The organism is Arthrobacter sp. KKT183, assembly GCF_055657625.1.
The window spans coordinates 2,375,178-2,386,492 of record NZ_CM145770.1 but is presented as its reverse complement, the minus strand read 5'-3'; the positions used below and the strand labels follow the sequence as shown (position 1 = coordinate 2,386,492).

Genomic DNA, 11,315 nt, shown 5'->3' with positions numbered 1-11,315 from the left:
CCTGACAGTCCAGTGCCTAGCCGTTGTTTCGGCAGGACAAACCCTCTATGCGCGGTTATTCGGGGCGTGTCCTGCCAACTCAACGGCGCCCGTTCGGCTTTGATGGCGCCCGACGGTAGAATTGATGGGTGCCCGTGTACCTCGATCACGCGGCGACCACGCCCCTCTCGGCGCCCGCGCTCGCCGCACTCACTACCGAACTCAGCCGTAGCGGCAACCCTTCATCGCTGCACGGCTCCGGTCGGCGTGCCCGCAGGGTTGTCGAGGATGCCCGCGAGACGCTGGCCCGGGCAGCCGGAGCGCACCCGTCCGAGGTCATTTTCACTTCCGGCGGTACAGAGGCCGACAACCTTGCTGTCAAGGGACTTTTCTGGGCCCGTCGTGACGCAGAACCGCAGCGGACCCGGATCCTTTGCAGCGCCGTCGAGCACCCTGCTGTCCAGGACACCGTCGAATGGCTCGAACGGCACGAGGGCGCCCGGGTCACCTGGCTTCCGGTGACAGCGGAAGGAATCGTCCGGTTGGACGCGCTCCAGCAGGAGCTCGACGGCGGCGCGGAGGACATTGCGCTGGTCACTGTCATGTGGGCGAACAACGAGGTGGGTGCGCTGCAGCCAATCGCCAAAATTACAGCAGCCGCGGCAGCTCACGGCATTCCGGTCCACTCGGACGCGGTTCAGGCGTTCGGCTCGGTGCCGGTTTCCTTCGCCGAATCTGGGCTGGCCACCATGGCCGTCAGCGGGCACAAAATCGGCGGTCCGGTAGGTGTGGGAGCGTTGTTCGTCGGCCGGTCGGTGAAGCTCACTCCCGTCCAGCACGGCGGCGGACAGGAGCGGGACATCCGCTCCGGCACCCTGGATACCGCCGGGATCGCGGCGTTCGCAGCAGCAGCCGACGACGCCGTCACGCACCTTCCCGGGGAATCCGTACGGCTGGCGGAACTGCGTGACCGGCTGATTGCCGGCGTCGAACGGGTTGTGCCTGAGGCCATCCTCCGGGGGCCGGCACGTGAACGGTTGCCGGGCAACGCCCATTTCACCTTTCCAGGGTGCGAGGGTGACTCGCTGCTCTTCCTGCTGGACGTGGCCGGAGTGGAATCCTCCACCGGATCGGCGTGCACCGCCGGAGTCCCGCGGCCCTCACACGTGCTGCTGGCCATGGGATTGAGCGAAACCGAGGCCCGCGGTGCACAGCGTTTCAGCCTCGGGCATACATCGACGCCGGAAGACGTTGACGCCTTGGTGGCCGCGCTGCCGGAAGCGTACCAACGCGCACGCAAGGCAGGCATGTCAGGGCACGCATCATCAATTCAGACCGCAGGAACAGGCTTCAGTTAGGGAGAGCGCACAACAATGAAGGTACTCGCAGCGATGAGCGGCGGCGTCGATTCGGCCGTTGCGGCCGCCCGCGCGGTGGAGGCGGGACACGATGTGGTGGGCGTCCACCTTGCTCTCTCACGCATGCCCGGGACCCTGCGCACCGGCAGCCGCGGATGCTGCACCATCGAGGACAGCCGCGATGCCTGGCGTGCCTGCGACATCCTGGGCATCCCGTACTACGTGTGGGACTTTTCCGAGCGGTTCAAGGAAGACGTCGTGGACGACTTCATCGCCGAGTACGCCGCCGGGCGTACACCGAATCCCTGCATGCGGTGCAACGAGCGGATCAAGTTCGCGGCTCTGCTTGAGAAGGCGCTGGCCCTCGGCTTCGATGCGGTGTGCACCGGCCACTACGCGAAGGTCACCGAGAACGCCGACGGCAGCCGCGAACTGCACCGGGCCGCCGACTGGGCCAAGGACCAGTCGTATGTGCTGGGCGTGCTCACGCACGAACAGCTGAAGCATTCCATGTTCCCGCTCGCTGAAACGCCGTCAAAGGCTGAAGTCCGGGCAGAGGCTGAGCGTCGCGGTCTGTCCGTCGCCAACAAGCCGGACAGTCACGACATCTGCTTCATTCCCGACGGCGACACCCGCGGCTGGCTGGAGGAGCGGATTGAGCTCAGCGAAGGCAACATCGTGGACGTGGAGGGCGAAACCATCGGAACCCACCCCGGCGCCAACGCATTTACTGTCGGCCAGCGGAAGGGTCTCAAGCTCGGACGGCCGGCTCCCGATGGCAAGCCCCGGTTTGTTTTGGAGATCCGTCCGAAGGAAAACACAGTGGTGGTCGGGCCCGAGCGCATGCTCGCCGTCGACCAGCTGCGCGGTATCAAGGTGTCGTGGGCAGGGCTGCCGATCCCCGCCGTCGAAAGCGGTGAGGAATTCGACTGCATGGCCCAGGTACGTGCACACGGTGATCCCGTCGACGCGCGTGCGCAGGTGGAGTACGACGACGACGGCCGCCAGAGTCTCGTGGTTCGGCTCACTGAACCGATGCGCGGTGTCGCGCCCGGGCAGACGGTCGTCATCTATCAGGGAACCCGCGTGTTGGGGCAGGCGACGCTGGATTCGGCCCGTTCGCTCGAGCGCCCTGACCTTGCTGCGGCGCGCTGAGAACGGGCACTGCGCAGACATAATGCGCTGTGCGTCTGCGCGGTCTGCTTAACTGGAACCATGACTGAGAAGACCCGGCGCTTCGACCCTTCCGCGAGCTCACTCGCCGGCGAGGTGAATCCCGCCGTTATGGAGGAACTGCTCTCAGTTCGGGGCAGCATCGACAACATCGACGCCACACTTGTGTATTTGCTGGCTGAACGGTTCAAGGCAACGCAGCGTGTGGGTCACCTGAAGGCCGAGCACAAGCTCCCGCCGGCGGATCCAGCTCGCGAGGCAGCCCAGATCTCCCGGCTGCGCGCACTGGCGGAGGAAGCCCATCTCGATCCGGCGTTTGCGGAGAAGTTCCTGAACTTCATCATCTCCGAGGTTATCCGCCACCACCAGGATATTTCCCAGAACCACTCGCTCCGCGATGAATAATCCCGCAGGGGCGCCTGAAGCAGGGGCACGTGAAGCAGGGGCGCCTGAAACCAGCGCCGTGACATTCACGGCGCTCGGATCCTGGCCCGGCCAGGACCCGGTCGAAGCACAACGGATAATCCGGGGCGAGCTCGGCAGCCCCAATCTGCCGTTCCTTCCCTCCCTACCGGACCGCGGGGTCGGTAGTGACGAGATCGGCCGGACCGCAGCGCTGCTCGCCGACCTCCCCGTGGACCTCCAGCCGCATGGCTGGAGGCTGGTCGACCGCCCGGGAAAGGACCTGCGGCGGGCGGTATCCGCGCTGTCCACGGATCTTGACGTTCTTGCCGATCTGGTGGGGGCTGAGGAGCGTCCCGCGAGCTCGCTCAAAGTTCACTGTCACGGGCCTTTGTCACTTGCTGCAAACCTTCACCTCCATCATGGCGAACGTGCCCTGCTCGACCACGGAGCCCGGCGCGACATCCGGGATGCGCTCATTGACGGAGTCGCATCGCTTCTGCGGCGCGCTGCCATTGCGAGCCCGGGCGCCCAGCTCACACTGCAACTGGATGAACCGCAGATCGACGGAGTCCTCGTCGGCACCATACCGACCGCCAGCGGCTACCGTACGCTGCGCGCCGTTCCGGAGCACGAAGCAGTCGAAGCCTGGAACCTCCTGGCGGAAGGAGCACGCAAAGCCGGTGCTGCCGCCGTCGTGCTCTCCTTCAGGACGGGAGGGCAGGTTTCACTGCTTGAGCGCGTGCCCGGTGTAGGTATCGCCGTTCCCCTCGACGGACTGTCACACAGCGAATGGGAGGCGCTGGCGGAACTGATCGAAGCCGGCCGAACGCTGTGGGCGGGAGTCCGGGTTCCCCGCGGCAAACCTGCGCGGGTGCAGGACACTGCAGATGCCCTTCTGCGTCCCTGGCGCGGACTCGGGCTGGCCCTGGGATCACTGGCCTCGACCCGCCTGACGCCCGCGGGTGCATTGGCAGAAGAGGGACCGGCTCATGCCCGCAAGGTACTGGCGCACCTGAATCAGAGTGCTGACGCGCTGAACCAGGCGATCGCCGACGCCTGAGACGCTTTTTTCGCTGTGCTTCCGCCGTGCGCAGCGCGTTTACGTCCGCCGTTCCCAGCGAGCCGGCGCCACGTCAGGCGGCAGGCCGCCGTCGTATTCGGTGAGCTCATAGGTGAACCATCCCGCGTACACGAGAACCGGCCCGAGTTGCCGGTGCAGCACGTTGGTCTTGATGCGGAACCGGTGCTCGTCGTTATCCCACCACTGCTCCATGTACGCCTGGGCGCCGACGGCGTCGGGCAGCGGAAGCCTGAGCCCGGCGAACAGGCGGGTGGCTGAGGAAACCATCCGCATGCGGCCGCTGCCCGTGACCTCGCAGGTGAGGGCGGTGGCCATACGCCGATGGGCTCCGAGGTAATCGACCAGCCGGCCATCGGCCCACGAGGTGGTGTCCTCAAATACCCGAGACACGTTACTGAAGGAAAGATCTCGGCGGGCGGTCAGTGAAGGCCTACCGAACGGATCCCGGTGGGCCCAGTTCCGCACAGTGAAGTCCACGTTGTTCTCGTACTCCGGGAAAAACGAGTTCTCTTTTGCTGCCAGTGCGAAAAACGGTCGGACGAGGGGGGCAGGGCTTCCTGCCACGTCGAACGTACCGTGTCCGGTTCCGTACACTCTCGAGTCTTCATGGAGGCTGAAGTACTCCTGAAGCTCGGGTTGCAGTCGGCTGAACCGGGCGCCGAGGGCTTGCTGATAGATCGAGGACGTCATAGCCATCTCCTTTGTATGGGCCAGTCCGGCGTAATACGGGCCGTGGATCGAGCACGTGCGGGCAGGCCCGCGCGGGCGTTCCTTACCTGGCGGCGAGCGGCGTCGGAGCAGTCGAAGACTCCTCCCGCCGGATCGATGGTCACAGGCGTCCGGCCGCCTTCAGCCGGATATAGAGGTCCGCGAGTTTTGACGGGAGTTCGTGCGGGGATTCGTCCACAACTTCCGCCCCGAGCTGGCGGAGCCGTTCCTTGATGGCAGCGCGGTCCAGCAGCGCGCGTTCAGCGGCTGCGGCGCGGTATGTTTCCGCTGCAGTGCCGCGCTGGGAACGCAACTCGTCGAGATGCGGGTCCCGGACTGAGGCAATCACCACCACATGCTGGGAGGTCAGTGCGGGCAACATCGGAAGGAGGCCTTCCTCGACGGCGCCGGAATCGAGCGCTGTGAGGAGCACCACCAGGCTGCGGTGCGCCGAAATCGAACGAACCTGCGCAGGAATCTGCGAAAAATCGGCTTCGATCAGCTCAGACTCGAGCGGAGCCATCGCCGTGACCAGGGACTCGAGCAGATTCCCTTTCGCTCCGGACTGCACGCGGGCACGCGGGCGCCGGTCAAAGGCGATGAAATCGACGCGGTCGCCGCCGCGCTGTGCCAGCACTGCGAGGAGGAGGGATGCCTCGATCCCGGTGTCCAGGCGGGGCTCATCCTCGATCCGGGCCGCTGAGGTGCGTGAAGTGTCCAGCACAAGAACTACTCTTCGGTCCCGTTCCGGTCTCCAGGTCCGCACTACGGTTTCGCGCCGTCGTGCGGACGCTCGCCAATCGATTGATCGGACGTCATCTCCGCGGACATAGTCCCGGAGAGAATCGAACTCGGTCCCTGCCCCACGTATTTGAACTGCGGCGCGGCCATCAAGTTCACGCAGGCGCCTCAGCTTCGACGGCAGGAGGCGCTTGGAATGGAAGGGGGGCAGCACCCGCAGGGTGCCCGGCGCCTGGATGGTGACCTGCCGGGCGGCGAGTCCAAGCGGACCTGCACTGCGAATGGTCACGTGGTGTGCCGACAGGTCACCCCGGCGACGCGGAGCCAGCTGGACGGAAAGATTGCGACCTTCGCCAGCAGGAACACTCAGACGGTGGACCGGATTCCGGGCTCCAGCGGACGGTTGCCAGCCCTCCCGTATCCATCCCCGGAAAGTCCGCTTGGCATGGTTACGCACAGTGAGGGTACTGACTGTCTCCTCGCCCAGGCGGACGGTTCCCGGCAACCTTCGCTGAACGCCGATAGCCCGCGGGGAAGCAGCGCAAGCGAGGTCCACAGCGCAGCCGAGGACTAGGAGCGCAACCCACAGCGCGATCGATACGGCGCCTGGATAGAGAAGCACGGGGATAACTCCGAGGAGCGCCAGGACAACGAGGCGAGCAGTGATGCTCATGCTGACCCCACATCTACCTCGGCACGGGCACGGTGCTGAGGATATTGCCCAGAACGCTGTCCACGCTGACCCCGTCCATCTGTGCTTCGGGGCGCAGCGCGACCCTGTGCCGAAGGGCGGGGAGCGTCAACGCCTTGACGTCATCCGGTGTGACGAAGTCTCGGCCGGAAAGCCAGGCCCAGGCTCGGGAAGTGTTCAACAGCGCAGTGGCGCCGCGTGGAGAGACACCGAGCTGGAACGACGGCGCGGAGCGCGTTGCGCGCACCACGTCGACGATGTAGCTCAGCACCTCAGGAGCAACACCAACCCGCTGTACAGCGTGCCTGGCGGCGGCGAGGTCCGCTTCTCCTGCAACTGCCCTCACGCCGGCGGCTGCCAGATCCCGTGGGTCAAACCCTGCACTGTGCCGCCGGATCACCTCAATTTCATCGTCCCGATCGGGCAGTGGGAGGGTCAGCTTGAGAAGGAAGCGATCGAGCTGCGCTTCGGGCAGCGGATAGGTTCCCTCATACTCAACAGGGTTCTGCGTGGCGGCGACGATGAACGGTTCCGGCAGGGGGCGGGTTACGCCATCCACAGACACCTGCCGCTCCTCCATGGCCTCCAGCAGGGAAGCCTGAGTTTTGGGTGGCGTGCGGTTGATTTCATCGGCAAGGAGGATGTTGGTGAAGACAGGACCCTCGCGGAAAGTGAACTCGGCCGTTCTGGATTCGAAGATGAGCGAGCCCGTCACGTCGCCGGGCATGAGATCGGGCGTGAACTGGACCCTCTTCGTGTCAAGCCTGAGCGCGGCGGAGACGCTGCGTACCAACAGCGTCTTGGCGACTCCGGGTACCCCTTCAAGGAGGACATGCCCCTTCGCGAGCAGTGCGATCAGCATCCCGGTTACTGCAGCATCCTGACCGACCACCGCCTTCGCAACCTCCTCACGCACAGCGACAAGCGCGTGGCGCGAAGGATCCGCCGTGGCCGTACCCTGCCCGCCAGTGGCAGTGCGGCGGGACGCTGAATCATGCTCCTGGTGATCGACGGGCAGTGCCGGTTGGTGCGGGTATTGCTGATTCATGAACGACGAATCTCCTGTTCGAGTTTGTCCAGTTCCTGGCTCCACTGCACCAGTTGTGCGTCGGAGTGCGGCAGTTGAGAGTTCAGCAGGGAGTCAAGTTCCGCGGGATCCCTGCCAGTTTTAGAGGCGGCGGCCGCCACAACGGTTGCCCGCGGGTAAGCGGGCGGTATGCGCAGTGCCGCCGCGAGTCGTGTCAACGTTGCGGCGCGCAACGTTTCGGCGGCGTGTTGCACCGCTCCTGCATCCTGATAGAGGCGTGCCCTGCCTGCGGCGGTTTCAGCCGACCGGACGACGACGGGAAGCGGCTCGGTGACCAGGGGGCCCAGACGGCGACCCCTCCAGAAAATAGCCAGCAGGGCGGTGATCAGCAGCCAGAGCATCAGCGGGTTGACGAAGTCGGGCAGCAGGGCCAGCGGATCAGCCGGTCCGGCGGTGACCGCCAGGTCATCCTGCGTGGGTTGGTACCAGACGAGCGTCTCCGTGCTGCCGAGTACCCTCAGCGTGAGTGCGGCGTTGCCGTGTTCGTCAATGCGGCCGTTGCTGATGATCTCGCCGTTACCCAGGACGCCGATTTCTCCGTCAGCAGTGGTCACAAAAGTTCCGGCGGTGTTGCCGCCTTCCTCTCCGGGAAGCGGGAAACAGGTGACCGCGCCGCGGTAGGAAAAGCCTCCGGGGCTCACTGAGCCGGCTGCCCTCGCAGCCGCGTTGGCGCAGTTCGCCGGCAGCGGGTCTGTGATGTCAGCCGGAATAACTCCAGCGGACCGTACGCCGTCGGCCAGCTCGGTCAGAATGGTGAGGCCTGGCTCGATCAGCACGGTCCGGTCAGCGAGAGTGCCGCCGAGTGACTCCAATTGCTCCGACGTGAGCCAGGATTGGGGATCGTGTAACAGCAGAGTGTCATCGGATCCCCGCAGTGCGTCAATGGCGTCTTCAAGCGACTCCGCACGGATGACCTCGACGCCGCCGCGCTCCAGTACTTCCGCGGCGGCCCGGGCCCCACCCGGTGCGGCGTTTTCGGGAGACAGCGGATTCTGCTCCCCGGACCCGGCAGCGATGGCTCCAATGAGAACAGTGACCAGGAGGAGGGCGCCCAGAATCAACCAACCGCGAGCCTGTTTGAGCGTTCCGAAAAAGGTTGAACCCACGCTCTGCCCGTCGCCCACTATTTCGGCACTGGTGCTCTCTTTGTTGGCCCCGCCCGGTGGATGTCTCGTCGCCGTTGTGGCGCTCATACCGGTGCCGTCCACTGCTTGGCGTTGGCCTCGCGGCGGGGCTGGGTCCGCTGCAGTTCCTGATCGAGGTCCACTGCCCTCTCGTAGTCCGCCCGGGCTGCGGGCCGGGCACCGTAGTGAACTTCGTTGAAGCGCAGAGCGAGCCAATCGAGGTCCTCTGCCTGCGTGGCGAAAAGGCCCTGCAGCAGTCGGGCAACCTCAACGGCCGTGCGCCCTGCCTGCTCATCGAGGATCACGCGTTCCTCCGCGGCCCGGGTGATGGCCCGGAAACGCTCGGTGAGAGCCTCATCCCAGTTCCCTGCCCGGGCGGCAGAATCTGCATAGCCCCGATGCGCCTGGGCAGCAAGCCGGGATTGTTCCTGGAAGACTGTTGCGTCAACGCGCTTCCGTGCGTTGAGGCGCGGTTTCACCAGCAGTACGGCCGCGATGATGACGACGACGGCGCCCACTGCCAGCAGGATGGTCCCCAGTCCGGCATCGACGCTCCTGATCTGGCTCAGGACTTCGCCGAGCCAGGTGAGGAAAGCCGTCCAGGCGCGTTCGAGGATCGATGGTTCGGCCTCCTGGTAGATGCCCTTCGCCAGTTCCTCCCGCAGCAGTTGTCGGGCCTCTTCGGCGTCCAGCTGTTCGGGCACGACGAAAGGGATCAGCGCTCCCGCTTGTTCCGCCGCCATGCAGCCTAGACCTCTGGCCGGTCGTGCGGGCCCTGCGGCCCGGGGTGTCCGAACCCTTCCCGGGGTGACTGACCGGGGATGGGGGAGTACGTACCCTGCGCACGCGCCTCGTTCTCCCGCAGGAGGACGATGTCGAATCCCTCACGCCGGATCCGAAGGTCGACATAAAGCAGAGCGGTGACGCCTGCCTGGAATGCGAAGCCAATGGCCGTGAAAACCGCTGTCACGGCCTGAACGATTAGGAGCACGGGCAGTGATTCGAGCAACGCTGCTTCGGTTGAGGCGGGCGCCGACGTGAATGATCCAAAGCCGAAAGCCAGGAATGAGACGGGCGCCGCAACGACCTGCGTGATGATCGAGACGATGATCGATGTCAGTACCAGGATGCCGAAGGTCCGCCACCAGTTCCCGGTGGTGAGGGTCCATGACCGGCGAAGCGCCGCGATGGGCCCGACGCCCTCGAGCATAAGCGCCGCGGGGGCCATGATCCACTTGATATTGAGCCAGACGGCAACGGCAACGGCGGCCAGTACACCGACCACGACAATTGCTATTGCCGCGTCCTCAAGGGCCAGTGACAGGCCGACAAGAATCACCACGAGTACGCCAACGGAGACGGTCCAGAGAAGGAAGAGCATTGCCCCGAGCCCTATGAGAGGGAGGATTCTGCGCCCGGCGAGCTTCCACAGCTCGGCGAATCCAGTGCGCTCATCGAGGACGGCGCGGGCGATCGGAATGATCAGCACGCCCTGGAGAATGAGAACGCCCACCGAAGTCAGCAGAATGAGGACGGAACCGACGGAGAGAGCTGACGCTACAAGCCCGGTGACCTCCGCCGACGAGGCGGAGATGGGGTCGAAGGTAGCGAGGGACCCGGTGAGTCCGATCGTGAGCAGAACAGTAAGGACAGCGACGATTACCTGAAACAGGATGGCCGTTCCGAAGGTGGAGAGCGGGTTGCGGCGGCAAGCCTGGAAGGCGCCGTCCAGGATCTCGCCCAAACCGAGCGGACGAAGCGGAATGATTCCGGGTTTCGGCGGAACCTGATACCCGTGGAACTGGCCGGGCGGGGGAACGGGCCATCCGGGGTTCCCGTGTGGCGCTGCCTGCTCCGAGGGCCAAGCCTGGTTCTGCCCCCACGTCGGTTGCTGGTTCTGACCCCACGGTGCTGGTCCGGAAGGGGACTGCCATGGGCGGTCCTCAGGTTGGTCTTCCGGAACGTTTCCGCTCATCCCTATCCCCTTACACCGGTCTGTTGGTCACTGCGCCCGTACAGGAGCCGTTTACACGCGACCTCTTATGCGCAGCCTCTGATTGCCCCTACACCGAGAACTATAGTTACCGGAACTGACGTTTCCGGCGTCGAACCGATGCGGTGCAGGCGGCCGGGTTCCATTGTTCTGCATCGGACCGGCTTTCCCTCGTACTTTTCGCGAATTTGCCCGCAAATCGTCCTCTAGGATGACAAAGGCGGGCAAGCCGCGGGTGCGGGATGCGCGCCAATGCGACATTGGTGGGGGCAATGGGACAATATGGGATTATGAAGGCACGCATTTTGGTCATAGACGACGACGAAGCACTGGCTGAGATGATCGGCATTGTTCTGCGGAACGATGGCTTCGATCCGGTGTTTTGCGCCGATGGTGCGCAGGCGGTTGATGTCTTCAGGAGTACCAAACCCGATCTCGTCCTTCTGGACCTCATGCTTCCGGGGATCGACGGGATCGAAGTTTGTAGGCAGATCCGCAACGAATCAGACCTTCCCATTGTCATGCTCACCGCCAAATCGGACACGTCCGACGTCGTTCGCGGACTGGAGTCCGGCGCGGACGATTACGTACCGAAGCCCTTCAAACCGGCCGAGCTGGTTGCACGGGTCCGCGCCCGCCTGCGGCCCGGAGATCAGAAAGCACCCGAAACACTGCGCATCGGCGAGGTCAGTATCGATGTCGCGGGACACTCGGTCACCAGGGCGGGGGAGCCGATCTCCCTGACGCCGCTTGAATTCGATCTACTCGTTGCACTGGCGCGCAAACCCTGGCAGGTCTTCACGCGGGAGCTCCTGCTGGAGCAAGTGTGGGGATACCGGCACGCAGCGGACACCCGGCTCGTTAATGTCCATGTACAGCGGCTTCGATCCAAGATCGAAAGGGATCCTGAGGCCCCGGAAATCGTACTGACCGTTCGCGGCGTCGGATATAAGGCGGGACAAGCGTAATTTGGAA

At 64.8% G+C, this 11,315-nt stretch carries 11 protein-coding genes; 5 read left to right on the top strand and 6 right to left on the bottom strand.

Annotation, left to right across the window (positions count from 1 at the left end; genetic code table 11):
- Positions 1-128: 128 nt before the first annotated feature.
- From ACZ2GY_RS11310 to ACZ2GY_RS11295, 4 genes are read left to right on the top strand one after another with little or no spacing between them, the layout of a single operon-like run.
- Positions 129-1,337 (top strand): cysteine desulfurase family protein, encoded by a 1,209-nt coding sequence (locus ACZ2GY_RS11310; RefSeq protein WP_277358333.1) that lies wholly within the window; start codon positions 129-131, stop codon positions 1,335-1,337.
- A gap of 15 nt (positions 1,338-1,352) precedes the next feature.
- Positions 1,353-2,492 (top strand): tRNA 2-thiouridine(34) synthase MnmA, encoded by a 1,140-nt coding sequence (mnmA, locus tag ACZ2GY_RS11305; protein ID WP_277358334.1) that lies wholly within the window; start codon positions 1,353-1,355, stop codon positions 2,490-2,492.
- 60 nt (positions 2,493-2,552) lie between these two features.
- Positions 2,553-2,915: a chorismate mutase gene (locus ACZ2GY_RS11300; protein WP_056549711.1), complete on the top strand. Its 363-nt coding sequence runs from the start codon at positions 2,553-2,555 to the stop codon at positions 2,913-2,915.
- Entirely contained in the window at positions 2,908-3,975 is a 1,068-nt protein-coding gene (locus ACZ2GY_RS11295; protein ID WP_471671916.1) for a uroporphyrinogen decarboxylase/cobalamine-independent methonine synthase family protein, read from the top strand. Before ACZ2GY_RS11300 ends, ACZ2GY_RS11295 begins: the two co-directional genes overlap by 8 nt.
- A 39-nt stretch (positions 3,976-4,014) precedes the next feature.
- On the opposite strand, the gene ACZ2GY_RS11290 is transcribed toward ACZ2GY_RS11295, so the two are convergent.
- The 6 genes from ACZ2GY_RS11290 to ACZ2GY_RS11265 all read right to left on the bottom strand — a co-directional run bounded on the left by ACZ2GY_RS11290 (position 4,015) and on the right by ACZ2GY_RS11265 (position 10,322).
- Positions 4,015-4,686 carry a DUF4166 domain-containing protein gene (locus ACZ2GY_RS11290; protein ID WP_471671915.1) on the bottom strand — a complete coding sequence of 224 codons (672 nt, stop codon included), beginning with the start codon at positions 4,684-4,686 and terminating at the stop codon, positions 4,015-4,017.
- 139 nt (positions 4,687-4,825) lie between these two features.
- Complete coding sequence (locus ACZ2GY_RS11285; protein ID WP_471671914.1) at positions 4,826-6,118, bottom strand: DUF58 domain-containing protein; 1,293 nt, start codon at positions 6,116-6,118, stop codon at positions 4,826-4,828.
- A gap of 13 nt (positions 6,119-6,131) precedes the next feature.
- Positions 6,132-7,184, bottom strand: coding sequence for an AAA family ATPase (locus ACZ2GY_RS11280; RefSeq protein WP_471671913.1), 1,053 nt, complete (start codon positions 7,182-7,184; stop codon positions 6,132-6,134).
- A complete protein-coding gene (locus tag ACZ2GY_RS11275) occupies positions 7,181-8,416 on the bottom strand; it encodes a DUF4350 domain-containing protein (RefSeq protein WP_471671912.1) in 1,236 nt (411 codons plus the stop codon). Before ACZ2GY_RS11275 ends, ACZ2GY_RS11280 begins: the two co-directional genes overlap by 4 nt.
- A complete protein-coding gene (locus ACZ2GY_RS11270; RefSeq protein ID WP_471671911.1) occupies positions 8,413-9,090 on the bottom strand; it encodes a DUF4129 domain-containing protein in 678 nt (225 codons plus the stop codon). The genes ACZ2GY_RS11275 and ACZ2GY_RS11270 overlap by 4 nt, the downstream gene beginning before the upstream one ends.
- Positions 9,091-9,095: 5 nt before the next feature.
- Positions 9,096-10,322, bottom strand: coding sequence for a DUF7847 domain-containing protein (locus tag ACZ2GY_RS11265; protein ID WP_471671910.1), 1,227 nt, complete (start codon positions 10,320-10,322; stop codon positions 9,096-9,098).
- 308 nt (positions 10,323-10,630) lie between these two features.
- On the opposite strand from ACZ2GY_RS11265, the gene mtrA reads away from it, so the two are divergent.
- Positions 10,631-11,308: an MtrAB system response regulator MtrA gene (gene mtrA, locus ACZ2GY_RS11260; RefSeq protein WP_056549723.1), complete on the top strand. Its 678-nt coding sequence runs from the start codon at positions 10,631-10,633 to the stop codon at positions 11,306-11,308.
- Positions 11,309-11,315: the final 7 nt, after the last annotated feature.